We start from the raw sequence: 14,811 nt of genomic DNA on the forward strand, positions 1-14,811 counted from the left end.
TGCTTATGAGTAATTTTTTTGATCCCGCCATTTTGTTTTTCTTGCTTGGTATTTTTGCAGGATTGGTCCGTTCAAACCTAGAAATACCACCTCAAGTGGCAAGATTTTTAGCACTTTACCTGTTGATGGCTCTTGGCCTCAAGGGTGGTTTTGCATTGGCTAAAACGGGCCTGACTTTAGAGGTGATGGAGGGGTTGTGTGCTGCGTTATTTTTAGCAACTGTGATCCCGTTTGTGGGGTATCAAATACTCAAGCGTTTGACCTCTAAGTTTGATGCCGCAGCCATTGCTGCAACCTACGGTTCGGTGAGCGCGGTGACTTTCATCACGACGGTGCAGTACTTAGATACGCATGGCATCGCTTATTCAGGCCATATGGCTGCGGCGATGGCGTTGATGGAATCTCCCGCCATCATCATGGCTGTTTTATTTGCAAGTGCAGCACGACGCACATCAACAGCAGGTGTAGCGTCTAGCAATACGTCTATCACGCATGTGTTGCATGAGTCATTCACAGATGGTGCGCAGCTATTGCTCTTGGGTGCTATGTTGGTGGGGTATGTGTCGGGAGAAACGGGTAAGGCCATGATGGCGCCGTTTTCGATTGACTTGTTCAAAGGCATGTTGGCCTTTTTCTTGTTAGACATGGGTTTGTCAACGGCCAGAAATCTCAACCATTTGAAGGGCACTTCACCCTTGTTGATGGCCTATGGCGTGATGGGGCCTATCTGCCACGCGGGCATGGCATTTGTGCTCAGTGGGTGGTTGGGCTTGTCGCACGGAGACACTGCTTTGCTGATGGTGCTGGCTGCGAGCGCGTCTTACATCGCTGTGCCGGCCGTGGTGCGCTACGCCATTCCCGAAGCCAACGCTAGCTTGTATTTTGGTTTGTCGCTGGGGGTGACGTTCCCATTAAACATCATTTTTGGCATTCCCATTTATGTGGACATCGCCAGTCGTCTGTGAATGAATGGCGCTCAAGATAAAGCTGGCAGCTGATATGCCAACACTTTGAGCGAACGCTCGCTCGACACATCGGCAAACACCGCGGGGTTGGCCACGCGTTCGACAAAGTTCAATTCAGGTGCAAGTGCTTTCATTTGGTCTTGCAAAAAGTCCAAGCCCAACTCGGGCGCGTTGAGGCATAACAGCGCATAGCCACCTGGGGCCAGCAACTCGGGCAAGCGGCGCATGAGCCGGGCGTAGTCTTTGGTGGCGACGAAGCTGCCTTTTTGATAGCTGGGTGGATCGACGATGACCAAGCCATAAGGCCCACTGCGCGTGATCTTGCCCCACGTCTTGAAAATGTCGTGCATCAAAAATGTCGCGCCTGTGCTGATGCCGTTGAGCGCATGGTTGTGTTGGCCAATGGCCATCGCACCGTGGCTCATGTCCACGTTCACCACTTGCTTAGCGCCGGCTTGCATGGCCACGACTGAGAAGGCGCAGGTGTAGGCAAACAGGTTGAGCACTTTCAGACGTGGTTGGTCCGCGCCGTAGTTGTGCACGAACCTTCGCACCCATTCGCGACCTTCAGCCATGTCTAAAAACAAGCCATGGTTTTGGCCTTTGAGCACATGCACCCGAAAGCGGCTGCCGTTCTCTGTCACCACATGCGGATCAGGCACTGAGCCACTCATCAGCCGCGTTTCAAGGTGGCCTTCGGCGCGGCATTGAAACACCCAGTTCAAAGGCTGGTTGGGCGCAATCTGTGCCCACCGTGTCGACAGCGCGACACCAATCACAGCAAGGTCTTCCTCGCTCACGGGTTGAAAACTGGTCAACAAAATCACCGGTGGAAAAGCATCCAAGGCCCACTGCTCGCAGCCAGGGTGTAAACCGCCACGGCCATGAAACACGCGTTGTGCGTCGGTGGATAGGGCCTTGGTGGCAATGGCGTTGAGCAAGGCTTGCATGTGGGCTTGGCAGGGCAAAGTAGGAGGAAAGTGCGTAAGTGTATGTACTAGCCCGATGAGCCAAGAGGGTAAGGGCTGCGCGTTAGGATATGGACCCTTTTTTAGAAAATAGTTCGGACATCTCATGACCCCAGCAGAACAAGAATTACGCACAGCCGCACTTGAATACCACCGCTCGCCTACCAAGGGCAAGATCCGTGTGGAACCCACTCATCCGCTGGACAACCAGCACGATCTGAGCTTGGCCTATTCACCTGGCGTCGCGTACCCTTGCTTGGAGATTGAAAAAGACCCTCTCACGTCTTACGAATACACCAGCCGTGGCAACTTGGTGGGCGTCATCACCAATGGCACAGCGGTGTTGGGCTTGGGCGACATCGGCGCATTGGCCGGTAAGCCTGTGATGGAAGGCAAGGGCTGCTTGTTCAAGAAGTTCTCAGGCATTGATGTGTTTGACATCGAACTCGACGAACACGACCCAGACAAACTGGTGAACATCATCGCGGCGATGGAGCCCACGTTTGGTGGCGTCAACCTCGAAGACATCAAAGCCCCCGAGTGCTTCTACATCGAGCGCGAGCTGAGCAAGCGCATGAACATCCCCGTTTTCCACGACGACCAACACGGCACGGCCATCATCTCCGCTGCCGCCATGCTGAACGGCTTGGAGTTGGCTGGCAAAGACATCACCAAGGTCAAAGTGGCCGTGTCTGGTGCAGGTGCTGCGGCCTTGGCTTGCTTGGGCGTGTTTGTGGGCTTGGGCGTGAAGACCGAGAACATTTATGTGTGTGACTCCAAAGGCGTGATTTACCAAGACCGCCCCGGTGGCTACGACGAATCCAAAGCTCGCTTTGCACAAAAAACGGATGCACGCACCTTGGCCGATGCCGTGAATGGCGCCGATGTGTTCTTGGGCTGCTCTGCGCCTGGCGTATTGACGCAAGACATGGTCAAGACCATGGCCGACAAGCCGCTCATCTTGGCCTTGGCCAACCCCGAGCCTGAGATTCGCCCAGAGTTGGCCAAAGCCGTGCGCCCTGATTGCATCATCGCCACGGGCCGCTCGGACTACCCCAACCAAGTGAACAACGTGTTGTGCTTCCCGTACATCTTCCGTGGTGCTTTGGATTGCGGTGCAACCAAAATCACAGAAGAGATGAAGATTGCTTGCGTCCGTGAAATCGCCGACTTGGCCAAGCTCGAAGTGACTGCCGAAGTGCAAGCCGCCTATCCTGGCTTGGACTTGGCTTTTGGTGTGGACAACATCATTCCCAAGCCATTCGACACACGCCTTATCCAGCGCATCGCGCCTGCGGTAGCCCGTGCGGCTGAAGCGTCGGGTGTGGCCAAGCGCCCCATCAAAGACTTTGACGCTTACGCCAAAACTTTGGCAGCATGGATCAAGTAAAGCCTTGAGTCGGCTCAAGCTCACCCGCGACAAGATCTATAAAACGGTCTCACGCCAATTGCATGGTGTGGTGCCGTGTTGGGTCTGCGGGGAGCATGTGGCGCATGCCGATGCCACGCTAGAACACATTCAGCCGCTCAGCGAGGGCGGCAATAGCCATCAAGAAAATTTGGCCATCAGCCATGACCGCTGCAACAACCTGCGGCATGCCAAAACCAAGGCTTGATGGTGTTGTGTCCCGAATCAGTCGTGAGTTGGCTGAATCGCGTTTTCTAGGTTCATAAAAATAGGTCGACCATCCGGCGTGTTGAGTGGCACGATCTTTTCGTCATGACCATTCGCTGCAGGAATGAGTGCGCACAGTGTGGGGCTGCAGCGAAGTTCGCCATTCAAATGCACTTCAAGATCGGCAATGACCAGTTGCACATCGGTGAGAATTTGTTTGACCCGCATGGTGGACTCTCTTTCTAGCGTTGAGGTGTTTGTTCGAGTTTTTGCACGTCAAAGTGTTGCGCTTTGAGGCGCAACAGCAAAGCGTCATATGCTTTGGGGCTCACCTGTGGCGTGCGCGACAACACCCACAGGTACTCGCGTTTGGCGTCACTCACGGCTGCTAGTTGGTAGTCTGTATCGAGGTCTATCACCCAGTAATCGCCCCATACCATCGGTAACCAACTCAACCATGCAGGCGCAAATCGCACTTGCAGTTTGGGTGATGTGGCTGGGCCGACTTGATGTGCTTTGCCTAGCGCGTCGATGGTGCTGCCATCACCCGTCATGCAGCTGTTGAGCACCTGTACGGATCCATCGGTTTGAGCCAAATATTGGGCGCGTGTATTCGCCACGCATTTGGTTTGAAAACGATTGGGAAATTTGGCAATTTCATACCAAGTGCCCATGTAGCGCGACACGTTCAGCGAATCAATGGTATTGACAGGCGGTAAGGTCGTGGCCGCTGCAGTGGCTTGTGCATATGCACCCAATGCGGACACCGTCAAAACGACGGCTAAGCTGATGTGTTTGAGCGACATGATCACCCCTCGTCTGAGTTCAGAAAACCACTTGCATCTGCACGTTGTGCAGCACGATTTCAGCGATTTGAATCAACAACATCAACGCGATGGGCGACAAATCCACAGCGCCCATTTGTGGCAATACGCGGCGAATGGGGCGCAGCAATGGTTCGACCAACTGAGCGAAAAAGTAGCGCACATCCGATGCAGCGATGAACCAAGAGATCAGCGCGTAGCCGATGACCATCCACATCATGCTCGACAGAATGACGCTCACTAGCTCAAAGCCTGCGTTGGTCACCAAACTCAACCAATGAGCGCTCGCACCCGCCATGATCCACAGCAACGAGTGCTTGGCCAGCAGCACCGCATACGCGGCGACCAAGCTGGCTGTGTCCAAGCGGCCAATGGCCGGCACAAAGCGGCGCACCGGCAACACAATCCAGTTGGTGATGCTGAACACAAAGGGTGCAAGAGGGTTACCGCCGCTGGACGACAGGTTGATGCGCTGCAAATGCATGTACATACGTAGCAAACAGGTGCCAGCCACCAGGCCCACGATGAAATGCAGGATCAAAGAGAAAATTTGTATCAACATGGCTGGAGTTTAGGCGGGCTCAGGCAAAATTTGTGCGTTCACTTCAGATTGTTCCCTATGAAGCCAATTCCTCCTTTGCCTCGATTTATTTTTGCCAGTCGTTGGTTGCAACTGCCTTTGTATTTAGGCCTTATTGCGGCACAGGCGGTGTACGTCTTTCATTTTTGGGTGGAGCTGGTGCATTTGATTGAGGCTGCATTTGGCAGCCAGGCTGCGCTAGATGCGTTGGTGACCAGCATTGGCTACAAAAACGGCATGACACTCACACATCTGAGTGAGTCCATCACCATGTTGGTGGTGCTCGGTCTGATAGACGTCGTGATGATCTCTAACTTGCTCATCATGGTCATCGTCGGTGGCTACGAAACTTTTGTTTCACGCATGTACCTTGAAAACCATCCAGACCAACCTGAGTGGCTCAGCCATGTGAATGCGTCGATTTTGAAGGTCAAGTTGGGCATGGCCATCATTGGCATCTCGTCCATCCACTTGCTCAAGACCTTCATCAATGCGGCCAATTACGACGAGAAAGTGTTGATGTGGCAAACCATCATTCACATCACCTTCTTGCTCAGCGCTTTGGCCATTGCATTGACTGACAAGATCTCGCACGCAGCTCACACCTCGCACGCGCCTTCTTCACACTAAATAGCCCGCATTCAGCAGCACGCCACTCTCATGCAAGCACGCAATCCCATTCACCGCAACGCACTCGTTCTGTTTTCGGGCGGGCAAGATTCCACCACCTGTTTGGCGCACGCCTTGGCGCAATACGAGCGCGTCGAAACCTTGGCGTTTGACTACCGCCAGCGTCACTTGGTAGAGCTCGAAGCTCGTATGCAAGTGCTGGCCCAAGTGCGCGCACAGTTCCCTGAGTGGGGGGCGAAATTGGGCGAAGACCATTTGCTCGACTTGGGCGTGCTGGGCCAAGTGAGCGAAACCTCGCTCACGCGCGACATGGCGTTTCAAATGGAAAGTTCAGGCCTGCCCAACACCTTTGTGCCGGGGCGCAATTTGTTGTTCCTCACCCTCGCGGCGGCGCTGGCGTATCGCCGTGGTTTGGATGTCATCGTCACCGGCGTGTGCGAAACCGATTTCTCGGGCTACCCCGACTGCCGCGACGACACCATGAAGGCCATGCAAATCGCCTTGTCACTCGGCATGGACCGCCGCTTGTTGATTGAAACGCCCCTCATGTGGATCGACAAAGCGCAAACCTGGCAGCTCGCGCACGACCTCGGGCAAAAGGCACACGCCACGGGTGGCGATCAGTTGGTCGATCTCATCGTCGAGCACACCCACACCTGCTACATGGGCGACCGCACGCACCGCCAGGATTGGGGCTATGGCTGCGGCACATGCCCAGCGTGCGATTTGCGGGCCAAGGGGTGGGCGCGCTGGAAAGAGTGAGCGCAGAGCCGTTAATTGGGTAAGCGAAAAGCGTGTGCTGCGAAGCACACGCTTTTTTATTGCGTCACGAGCACAAACTTTGCGCTACTGCCCTCGGGCGCAGGCTCAAACTGCCAAGTGCTGTCGTGGTAGCTGGCCACGCTGGCACGGTGGGCGATGGACACCAAACCGCCGCCTTCTTCACGCACCATCTTCAATAACTTTTCGTACAGCACTTTTTCAGTGGCTTCGTCTAAGGCGCTGGTGGCTTCGTCGGCAAAGACCCAACGAGGGCGCTTGAGCAGCACGCGGGCCAAGGCCAAGCGTTGTTGCTCGCCACCTGAGAGCTGCTGCGTCCATTGGCCTGCGGTGTCGAGCTCATCCACCAAATGCGGCAACTGGGCGTCGTACAGCGCGTTCGTCAGGGCTTCATCGCTGTAGTGTTCGGCACTGTCGGGATAGGCCAGTGCTTGGCGCAAGGTGCCTTGCGGAAAGTATGGGCGCTGCGGCATGAACATGCTGCGGTCGGGCAGCACCACGGGGCCATAGGTGATGGGCTCACCACGACGGTCGTGCGTGGGTGCACTGACGTGCGGCCAAATGCCCGCGAGCACGCGCAGCAAGGTCGACTTGCCGCAGCCCGAAGGGCCGCTGATGAGCACCGTGTCGCCTGCGTTGGCGTTGAGCGAGGTGTCGGCCAACAACACCTCGCCGTTGGGCAGCGAGATGGTGAGTGGCGTGGTGTGCAACACATTGATGCCGGTTCGTGGCGGCGTCAACGAAGGGCCATCACTGTTGGATGCATGGGTGCTGGTTTGAACCGCATTCATCTGATCTTGAAACGAGGTCAAACGCAGCGTGGTGGCTTGCCACGACGCCAATCGGCTGTAGTTGCTGATGAACCAACTCAGCGACTCTTGCACTTGGCCAAATGCGGATGAAATTTGCATCAACTCACCCAGCTGAATCGCACCGCTGAAATAGCGGGGCGACGCCACCAACATGGGAAACACCACCGCTGCTTGGCCGTAGCCTGAGTTGAACCAGGTGTAGCGCTTTTGCACGCGCAGCAAGCGCATGAAGTTGTCGAGCACGAGCTTGAAACGTTCTTGCAGTGATTGGCGCTCCACCCTGTTGCCACGGTCGAGCGCAATGGCTTCGCTGTACTCACGCACGCGAATGAGGTGGTGACGAAAGTCAGCTTCCAAGCGTTGTTGCGCAAAGTTGAGCGAGGCCATGGAGCGACCAATGAAGTGGCCAATCAAGCTGCCGGCCAAAGCGTAGGCCAAAGCCATCCACACCATGAAGCCGGGGATGTTGTAGGTCTCGCCCGCTACCTCAAAACTAAAACCGCCTGAGAGCGACCACAAGATGCCCACAAAGCTGAGCAGCGTGACGGTGGCATCAAGCAAGCCGAGCGACAAGCCCACGGTGTCGGCGGTGAACTGCTGCACATCTTCTTGAATCCGTTGGTCGGGGTTGTCGGTGCCGTGCTTGCTTTGTAATTCGATTTGGTAAAACACATGGCCGTTGAGCCAGCGTTGCAAGTAGTCGCGCGTCATCCATGCACGCCAGCGCAGCTCAAGCAACTGTGTGAGGTAAAAGCGATACACCGCCACGATGATGAAGCAAGTGGCCAGCATGGCGAACACCCCCAGCTGATGCCAAAACACCTCGGCATTGCGGTTTTGCAGCGCGTCGTAAAACACGCGGTTCCAGTCGTTGAGCAACACCATCATGTAAACCATGCCGAGGTTCAAGCCCACGCAAGCGGCCAGCAGCAAACGGGCCCGCCACTTTTCTTCGGATTGGAAATAGGGCAGCGACAAAGCCCAGACGCGGCTGAGTTGCAAACGGCTTTTTTGCCAATTGGTTGCCACGTTATGGGCAACGCTTCTGAATGCGTTCATGTTTTTTAGACTTCGGTGTTGCGCACGCCGCTGGCCACATGGCCTGCGGGTACGTGACGGGCGGCGGATTCGATGTGGCCGGTTTGGTCGTCAAAGAAAAAGTCGGGTTCGAACTCGCGCAAGAACTCGCCTTTTTCCAAGCCGCCCAAGAACATGGCTTCGTCCACTTCAATGTTCCAGTCCATCAGCGTGCGAATGGCGCGCTCGTGTGCAGGCGCGCTGCGGGCGGTGACGAGTGCGGTGCGAATGCGCATGTGCGCTGTGCCTGCTTGTTGCAGTTGATGCAATGCGGCGAGCAAGGGCTTGAAGGGGCCTGCCGACAAAGGCTGTGCCGCTTTGGTTTTTTCGTGTTGCTGAAACGCGTCGAGGCCTTGGGCTTGAAACACGCGTTCTGCTTCATCACTGAACAGCACGGCATCACCGTCAAATGCGATGCGCACTTCATGCGGGTTGGCGTCTGAGGCGTGGGCTGAGTGTGGGTACACCTGTGCGGCGGGAACGCCGGCATCGAGTGCCGAGCGCACATCTGACAAATGTGTGGACAAAAACAAGTTGGCGTTAAGCGGGCGCAAATAACGCCAAGGCGATTGCCCACGCGTGAAGCTGCCACGCTGAATCGGCAAGCCGTAGTGCTGCGCCGAGCGAAACACACGCATGCCACTCACTGGGTCGTTGCGTGAGAGGATGACCACTTCCACGCGCTGTGCCTCAGCCGTGTTGAAGGCCAAGAGCTTTTGTACCAACGAAAAAGCAACGCCGGGTTTGGCGGGTGTTTCCAGGCGGTCGAGTTGCAAGTTCATGTAGGCGCGGTCGTCGCCTTGTTCGAAGACTTGGTTTTCTTCTTCAAAGTCAAACAAGGCGCGTGACGAAATCGCCACCACCAATTTACCGTCGAGAGAAACACCCATGATTTACCTCACCCATTGATTGAGTTGAATGATGGGCAGCATCACTGCCAAGACGATGAGCATCACCATTGCGCCCATCGCCACGATGAGCAAGGGCTCAAGTATGGTGGCCAGTTGTAAAGCGCGCCGCTGCACTTCTTCGCTCAGTTGTGCTGCGGCGCGTTGCAGCATGGTGGGCAGTGTGCCGGTTTGTTCACCCAAGCGAGAGAACATCACCAACAAACGCGGAAAGCGTGGGTGCTGTGCAATGGCCGATGCCAATGGCGCACCTTCACGCACCAGCACCAATGCGTCTTGTGCATCGCGTTTGAGGGCTGTGTTGCTGAGTGTGTCGGCTGCCGCTTGCAGGGCTTTCAAAATCGGCACGCCTGCGGTGGCGAGCATGGCCAGCGTGCTGGCAAATCGCGCGGCGTTGTAGCCGCGAGCCAAGCGGCCAATGAGAGGTAGCTCCAACCACATGGCATCAAAACGCAAGCGCACATCGGCTTGTTTCAAAGCGATATGTCCGCCTGCGGAAAGCAAGGCGACCAACACCAAGCCCCACAGCCAAGAGTTCTGTACAAAGCTGCTCAGGGCCAGCATGAAGCTGGTGAGCGCGGGGAGTTGCTGCTGGTTGCTGCCAAACACCTGCGCCACTTGTGGCACAACGTAAGCCAGTAAAAACAGCACGATGACCAAGGCCACCACGCACACGATGGCGGGGTACAAGCCAGCAGCCAACAACTTGCCACGCAAGTTTTGTTGCTCTTGCAAATCGTCGGCCAAGCGTTCGAGGACCAGCCCCAAGTGCCCGCTTTGCTCGCCTGCACCAATCACAGCGGTGAAGATGGCGCTGAATTCGCGGGGGTGTTGGCTCAGTGCTTTGGCAAACGGCGCGCCTGCATTCACCTCGGTGCGCAGAGCAGACACCAAGTCGCGTTGGCGGGGTGTTTCGGCTTCGTCGGCCAAGGCGCTCAAGGCACGTTCGAGCGGTAGGCCAGCATTGACCAAGCCCGAGAGCTGACGCGTCCACACCGCCAGCGCGGTGCTGCTGAAAACTTTGCTTTCCCAAATCACGGTGTTCAAGCCGCTGCCTGTGCGTTGCACAGGTTCGACCTTGAGCGGTACCAAATCTTGCGCACGCAACTGGCTGCGTGCCGTGCGTGCGGTGTCGGCCTCTAGCACACCACGGCGCGTTTGGCCTTGGGTATCGAGGGCTTCAAACGAATAGGCGGGCATGGTGGGTGTGGCTCGGTCGCTCAGCGTTAGTCACGCGTAACGCGAATCAGTTCTTCGCGAGTGGAAATGCCCGCACGCACCAAGCGCTCGCCATCGTCACGCATAAGCGTCATGCCGTTGCGCAGCGCTGCATCGCGCAGCTGTGCTTCGCTGGCTTGGTTGTGAATGAGTGCGCGAATGTCGTCGTTGGTGGTGAGTAATTCAAAAATACCCGTGCGGCCTTGGTAGCCGCTGTGACCGCATTCATCGCAACCTTGGCCAGCGCAATGCATGCACGTCTTGCGCAACAAGCGTTGTGCCAACACGCCCAAGAGCGACGAGCTGAGCAAGAAAGGCTCCACACCCATGTCGGTCAATCGGGTGATGGCGCTGGCTGCATCGTTGGTATGCAGCGTGGCCAACACCAAGTGGCCGGTGAGCGAGGCTTGGATGGCGATTTGCGCGGTTTCAAAGTCGCGAATTTCACCAATCATGATGATGTCTGGGTCTTGGCGCAGGATGGCGCGTAGCGCCTTGGCAAAGTCCAAATCAATCTTGGGGTTCACCTGTGTTTGGCCCACGCCCGCTAACTCGTATTCAATCGGGTCTTCCACCGTCATGATGTTGTTGCGCGTGGCGTCGAGCCCTTGCAGCGCGGCATACAGCGTGGTGGTTTTGCCCGAGCCTGTGGGGCCAGTGACCAAGATGATGCCGTGGGGCTGATGCACCAGCGCTTCAAAGCGGCGCAGGGTGTCGCCTTCCATGCCTACCGCTTGCAGCGTGAGCTTGCTCTCAGTTTTATCGAGCAGACGCAGCACCGCGCGTTCGCCGTGCGCACTGGGCAAGGTGGACACACGCACGTCAATCGCGCGCTGGCCGAGACGCAGCGAAATGCGGCCGTCTTGCGGTAAACGCTTCTCGGCAATGTCCAGCTCGGCCATGATCTTCAAGCGCGAAATCAGCGCCGCATGCAAAGCGCGGTTGGGTTGTACCACTTCGCGCAGCGTGCCGTCGACACGGAAACGCACGCTGCTATGGCGCTCGTACGGTTCGATGTGAATGTCGCTCGCGCCATCGCGTGCGGCTTGCGTCAGCAGTGCATTAAGCATGCGGATGATGGGCGCGTCGTCGGCAGCTTCGAGCAAGTCTTCCACGGCGGGTAGCTCTTGCATCATGCGGGTCAGGTCCGCGTCGCTCTCCACCTCGCTCACCACGGCAGCGGCGTTGCTGTCGGCTTGGGCATAGGCTTCGCTGATGCGTTTGGCGAGTGTGGTTTTGTCCAAGTACTCAAACGCTTGCACGTCGTGGGTGCGTGTGATTTCGCTCCACGCACTCAGGTCAGGTGCATCGCTGTGCCACAGCGTGAGCGTGTGGCCATCGTCCTCCAGCAACAGCTGGTGGGTGCGGGCAAAGGCGTAGGGCAGCGGGCGGCGCATGTTTATTGGACGGGTGTGGCTGCAGGTGCAGGCGTGTCTGCTTTTTCAGCTTTGGGCTTGGGCACGGGGGCAGGGGGCAGCACAGGCGAATTGCCGGAACCCAAAATGGGGTTGAAGCCGGGTTGTGCGTTTTGTTGCAGGCCCATCATTTGTTGGTAACGGCTGTTGCTCAGCGCATCGGATGCTGCTGCATCACGCATGACCACGGGGCGCAAGAAGACCATCAAGTTCTTTTTGGCGCGGCTGCGGCTTTCGCTTTTGAACAACCAGCCCACCACTGGAATGTCGCCAAACAAAGGTACTTGGCTTGCCCCGCCAGAGTATTCGTCAGACAGTAAACCACCCAGCACGATGATGGAGCCATCATCGACCAATACGTTGGATTCAATGCTGCGCTTGTTGGTGATCAAGCCCGTGGATGAGCCCACAGAGTTAGGCACCACGCTAGACACTTCTTGGAAGATGGTGAGTTTGACTGTGCCCGTTTCGCTGATTTGGGGTTTGACTTTGAGCGTCAAGCCCACGTCTTTTCGTTCGACGGTTTGAAAGGGATTGACTGAGCCGTTGGTCGTGTTGTTGTTGGTGTATTGGCCTGTGACGAAGGGGACGTTTTGGCCCACCACGATCTTGGCTTCTTCGTTATCGAGGGTTAAAAGTGTGGGTGTTGACAGCACGTTGCCTTCGCCGTTTTGCTGCAAGAAAGTGGCTAGGCTGCTGAGTACATACGTGCCATTGATTTGCTTGGCGTTGCCGATGTTCAAGCCACCGCCTAGTGCGCTCAAGGCTGTCGATGTTCCGCCGGAGGCACTCAAGATGTTGCCTTGTCCTGCAGTGGTGGTGATGGGGTTGTTGAAGTTGGTACCAATGATGCCCACCGTGCCTCCTTTTTGGCCATTGGCGGTTTGCCATTGGATACCCATCTCAGCGGCTTTGTCTGCGTTCACTTCGGCAATCAAGCTCTCCACCATCACTTGGGCGCGACGTTGGTCGAGCATGTCAATGACGGCACGCAGTTGGCGGTATTGCGGTTCAGGTGCGGTGATGATGAGTGAGTTGGTGGCTGTGTCTGCTTGGATTTGACCGCCTGTGGCTGCGCCAGCCGATGCGGTCGTGCTGACCGCTGATGAGGGGTTGTTCGCCAAGGGTGACGCTGTGGGTGTGGGTGCTGTGGTCAGCGCTGCACCTGTGCTTGTTACGCCCGTGGCTTGCCCGCTCATTGCGGCGCGAAGTGTGGTGGCCAGTTTGGTGGCGTCGGCATTTTTCAAGTACACCACATGAATGTTGCCACTGGGGTTCGTGCCGCCGGGTTGGTCTAGTTTGGCCACCAAAGATTTGACCAAAGCCACCCGAGCAGGGTTGGCCGCTCGCAAGATGAGGGTGTTGCTACGTGGCTCTGCCAGCAGTGTGGTTTTGTATTCGGCACCGGTCTGACCAGGTGTTGCAGCCGCTTGGGGCATATTGCTGCCGGACTCGACCAAGCGCAGCACTAGAGGCGCCAAGTCCACCGCAATGGCGTGCTTGAGTTGAATCACTTCCACATCGCTGGCGTTGGACACATCCAGCGTGGCAATGATGCGGGCCATGCGCTGCAAGTTATCGGCGTAGTCCGTGATGATGATGGAGTTGTTGCCAGGGTTGACGTTGATGGTGTTGTTGGCGCTGATGAGTGGGCGTAACACGGGCAACAAATTGTTGGCTTGCTCAAAGTTGAGCTTGAAGATGTGCGTGACGATTTGACCGCTGCCCGAGCCGCCTCGGCCGGGTTGAATCTCTTGCACATTGCCGCCTTGCAGCTTGGCGTCGGCTTCGGGCACGATTTTGTAAAGACCTTTGGTTTCGACCATCGCAAAGCCTTGCAAGCGCAAGGCTGCCAAGAATTGGCTCCAGGCTTCGTTGGGTGACACAGGCAACTCAGTGGTGAGGTTGATCGTGCCTTTGACGCGCGGGTCCACCACCAAGTTGCGATTGGAGAGTGTGGCCAAGGTGCGTGCAACAGACTCGATCTCTGCATTCACAAAGTTCAGGGTGATGGGTTGCTGCGAGGTGGGTGCGGCAGATTTCTTGGCCGGCGGTGCTGCATGCGAAAGCGATAAGCCGATGAGCGCAGGTGTAAGGCTCAGGCTGATGGCGAGTGCCAAAGCTGAGGGATGAAAAACAGTGTGTTGCTTAGCCATACGCATTAACCCATTTTCAAAATCGACTTAGCGCCTTGGCGTTGGCCAAGGATGTTCAATAAATTAGAGAGCGCTGCTTCAGCATCTGATGCTGCAGATGCTTCGCCGTTGAATTGCACGCGCCCATTGATCAGTTGCCCTGTGCCTTGCAAAAGCAAGCTGCCTTCGAGCGTGTCCAGTGTGAGGGCTACGGTGTCGCCGCCCTGCACACGCACGCGGTAGCTGCCCAAGGGGCGCAATGTGGATAGGCGCGTGGAGAGCTGTTGCATTTGCAGCTCGACTTGGCCATATAACGTCTCTTTGCCTGCTTGTTGTGTCCATTGCAGCTGCGTGGTGTGCAGTTGCATTTGGCCTTCAGGTTGCACGGTGTTCCAAGGTGCACCCAAGCCCACCAGCCAATTGGCAGGCCAGTTGGACGTGTGGTCGCTCATTTGCATGCGCAGGCCGCGCCACACAGGTGAAACATCCACGCGCACAGGTTGTGGCGTGCAACACGCAGAAGCTACGGTGGCGCTGAGGCTGACGCGAAAGTTGGTCCAGTCGATGCGAGGCCCCAGCTGCCACGTCACGCGTGTTGGCAGCGTTGTGGTGCTGGCAGGTCGTGCCGTGTTGGGCGTGGCCGCGATGTTGAGTGGACCTTCATTCAACACCCACTGCGCTGTGCCATTCCACACCGTGCCTTGTGCATCGGGCAACAGCACACGTTCACCGGTGGCTTGCTCGATGGCGTGCGTCAACCAATGTGCGGGGGCTTGGGTGATGAACGCCAACACCAAGCCAATGACCGCGCCAGTCCACGCCCAGCGTGTGGGGGTGTGTGTCATGGGGCTTGGATGGCGTTGCATGGTGGGTGAGTCTGTGGC

Annotated in this window: 14 protein-coding genes and 1 pseudogene; 5 read left to right on the top strand and 10 right to left on the bottom strand. The window is 56.7% G+C overall.

Annotated features, from left to right (window positions below; translation table 11 throughout):
• The first annotated feature begins 5 nt into the window (after positions 1-5).
• Positions 6-965, top strand: a complete 960-nt coding sequence (locus tag QMG27_RS01610) for a sodium-dependent bicarbonate transport family permease (protein ID WP_281812502.1) — start codon at positions 6-8, stop codon at positions 963-965.
• 11 nt (positions 966-976) lie between these two features.
• Here the strand turns inward: QMG27_RS01610 and QMG27_RS01615 are convergent, their stop codons facing one another.
• Positions 977-1,915 carry a class I SAM-dependent methyltransferase gene (locus QMG27_RS01615; RefSeq protein ID WP_281812504.1) on the bottom strand — a complete coding sequence of 313 codons (939 nt, stop codon included), beginning with the start codon at positions 1,913-1,915 and terminating at the stop codon, positions 977-979.
• Between the two features lie 124 nt (positions 1,916-2,039).
• On the opposite strand from QMG27_RS01615, the pseudogene QMG27_RS01620 reads away from it, so the two are divergent.
• Positions 2,040-3,317, top strand: a pseudogene (locus tag QMG27_RS01620) (malic enzyme-like NAD(P)-binding protein); the annotation flags it as partial.
• A gap of 10 nt (positions 3,318-3,327) precedes the next feature.
• Positions 3,328-3,549 carry an HNH endonuclease signature motif containing protein gene (locus QMG27_RS01625; protein WP_281812506.1) on the top strand — a complete coding sequence of 74 codons (222 nt, stop codon included), beginning with the start codon at positions 3,328-3,330 and terminating at the stop codon, positions 3,547-3,549.
• A gap of 17 nt (positions 3,550-3,566) precedes the next feature.
• On the opposite strand, the gene QMG27_RS01630 is transcribed toward QMG27_RS01625, so the two are convergent.
• Genes QMG27_RS01630 through QMG27_RS01640 form a run of 3 tightly spaced genes read right to left on the bottom strand, consistent with a single transcriptional unit; the run spans position 3,567 to position 4,934 of the window.
• Positions 3,567-3,776: a hypothetical protein gene (locus QMG27_RS01630; protein ID WP_281812508.1), complete on the bottom strand. Its 210-nt coding sequence runs from the start codon at positions 3,774-3,776 to the stop codon at positions 3,567-3,569.
• A gap of 14 nt (positions 3,777-3,790) precedes the next feature.
• A complete protein-coding gene (locus tag QMG27_RS01635) occupies positions 3,791-4,354 on the bottom strand; it encodes a lipocalin family protein (RefSeq protein WP_281812510.1) in 564 nt (187 codons plus the stop codon).
• Between the two features lie 19 nt (positions 4,355-4,373).
• On the bottom strand, positions 4,374-4,934 hold the full coding sequence (locus tag QMG27_RS01640) for a YggT family protein (protein WP_281812512.1): 561 nt from the start codon (positions 4,932-4,934) through the stop codon (positions 4,374-4,376).
• 57 nt (positions 4,935-4,991) lie between these two features.
• On the opposite strand from QMG27_RS01640, the gene QMG27_RS01645 reads away from it, so the two are divergent.
• Both QMG27_RS01645 and queC read left to right on the top strand, forming a co-directional pair.
• Positions 4,992-5,582 (top strand): TIGR00645 family protein, encoded by a 591-nt coding sequence (locus QMG27_RS01645; RefSeq protein WP_281812514.1) that lies wholly within the window; start codon positions 4,992-4,994, stop codon positions 5,580-5,582.
• A gap of 48 nt (positions 5,583-5,630) precedes the next feature.
• On the top strand, positions 5,631-6,344 hold the full coding sequence (gene queC / locus QMG27_RS01650; protein ID WP_281814703.1) for a 7-cyano-7-deazaguanine synthase QueC: 714 nt from the start codon (positions 5,631-5,633) through the stop codon (positions 6,342-6,344).
• A gap of 56 nt (positions 6,345-6,400) precedes the next feature.
• On the opposite strand, the gene QMG27_RS01655 is transcribed toward queC, so the two are convergent.
• Genes QMG27_RS01655 through gspN form a run of 6 tightly spaced genes read right to left on the bottom strand, consistent with a single transcriptional unit; the run spans position 6,401 to position 14,793 of the window.
• Positions 6,401-8,233 (bottom strand): ABC transporter ATP-binding protein/permease, encoded by a 1,833-nt coding sequence (locus QMG27_RS01655; protein ID WP_281812515.1) that lies wholly within the window; start codon positions 8,231-8,233, stop codon positions 6,401-6,403.
• A gap of 5 nt (positions 8,234-8,238) precedes the next feature.
• On the bottom strand, positions 8,239-9,141 hold the full coding sequence (locus QMG27_RS01660) for a 5'-nucleotidase (RefSeq protein ID WP_281812517.1): 903 nt from the start codon (positions 9,139-9,141) through the stop codon (positions 8,239-8,241).
• 3 nt (positions 9,142-9,144) lie between these two features.
• Positions 9,145-10,359 carry a type II secretion system inner membrane protein GspF gene (gene gspF / locus QMG27_RS01665; RefSeq protein WP_281812518.1) on the bottom strand — a complete coding sequence of 405 codons (1,215 nt, stop codon included), beginning with the start codon at positions 10,357-10,359 and terminating at the stop codon, positions 9,145-9,147.
• A gap of 26 nt (positions 10,360-10,385) precedes the next feature.
• A complete protein-coding gene (locus QMG27_RS01670; RefSeq protein ID WP_281812520.1) occupies positions 10,386-11,774 on the bottom strand; it encodes an ATPase, T2SS/T4P/T4SS family in 1,389 nt (462 codons plus the stop codon).
• A gap of 2 nt (positions 11,775-11,776) precedes the next feature.
• Entirely contained in the window at positions 11,777-13,948 is a 2,172-nt protein-coding gene (gene gspD, locus QMG27_RS01675; protein WP_281812522.1) for a type II secretion system secretin GspD, read from the bottom strand.
• A gap of 5 nt (positions 13,949-13,953) precedes the next feature.
• Positions 13,954-14,793 carry a type II secretion system protein N gene (gene gspN, locus QMG27_RS01680; RefSeq protein ID WP_281812524.1) on the bottom strand — a complete coding sequence of 280 codons (840 nt, stop codon included), beginning with the start codon at positions 14,791-14,793 and terminating at the stop codon, positions 13,954-13,956.
• Positions 14,794-14,811: the final 18 nt, after the last annotated feature.

Source organism: Limnohabitans sp. MORI2 (genome assembly GCF_027925025.1).
In the GTDB taxonomy this organism is placed as follows: domain Bacteria; phylum Pseudomonadota; class Gammaproteobacteria; order Burkholderiales; family Burkholderiaceae_C; genus Limnohabitans.

What these genes read in the sequence shown, in the direction of transcription:
- QMG27_RS01610 (WP_281812502.1), top strand. Translation starts at nt 6, where the DNA reads ATGAGTAATTTTTTTGATCCCGCCATTTTGTTTTTCTTGCTTGGTATT.
- QMG27_RS01615 (WP_281812504.1), bottom strand. Translation starts at nt 1,915, where the DNA reads ATGCAAGCCTTGCTCAACGCCATTGCCACCAAGGCCCTATCCACCGAC.
- QMG27_RS01630 (WP_281812508.1), bottom strand. Translation starts at nt 3,776, where the DNA reads ATGCGGGTCAAACAAATTCTCACCGATGTGCAACTGGTCATTGCCGAT.
- QMG27_RS01635 (WP_281812510.1), bottom strand. Translation starts at nt 4,354, where the DNA reads ATGTCGCTCAAACACATCAGCTTAGCCGTCGTTTTGACGGTGTCCGCA.
- QMG27_RS01640 (WP_281812512.1), bottom strand. Translation starts at nt 4,934, where the DNA reads ATGTTGATACAAATTTTCTCTTTGATCCTGCATTTCATCGTGGGCCTG.
- QMG27_RS01645 (WP_281812514.1), top strand. Translation starts at nt 4,992, where the DNA reads ATGAAGCCAATTCCTCCTTTGCCTCGATTTATTTTTGCCAGTCGTTGG.
- QMG27_RS01655 (WP_281812515.1), bottom strand. Translation starts at nt 8,233, where the DNA reads ATGAACGCATTCAGAAGCGTTGCCCATAACGTGGCAACCAATTGGCAA.
- QMG27_RS01660 (WP_281812517.1), bottom strand. Translation starts at nt 9,141, where the DNA reads ATGGGTGTTTCTCTCGACGGTAAATTGGTGGTGGCGATTTCGTCACGC.
- gspF (WP_281812518.1), bottom strand. Translation starts at nt 10,359, where the DNA reads ATGCCCGCCTATTCGTTTGAAGCCCTCGATACCCAAGGCCAAACGCGC.
- QMG27_RS01670 (WP_281812520.1), bottom strand. Translation starts at nt 11,774, where the DNA reads ATGCGCCGCCCGCTGCCCTACGCCTTTGCCCGCACCCACCAGCTGTTG.
- gspD (WP_281812522.1), bottom strand. Translation starts at nt 13,948, where the DNA reads ATGGCTAAGCAACACACTGTTTTTCATCCCTCAGCTTTGGCACTCGCC.
- gspN (WP_281812524.1), bottom strand. Translation starts at nt 14,793, where the DNA reads ATGCAACGCCATCCAAGCCCCATGACACACACCCCCACACGCTGGGCG.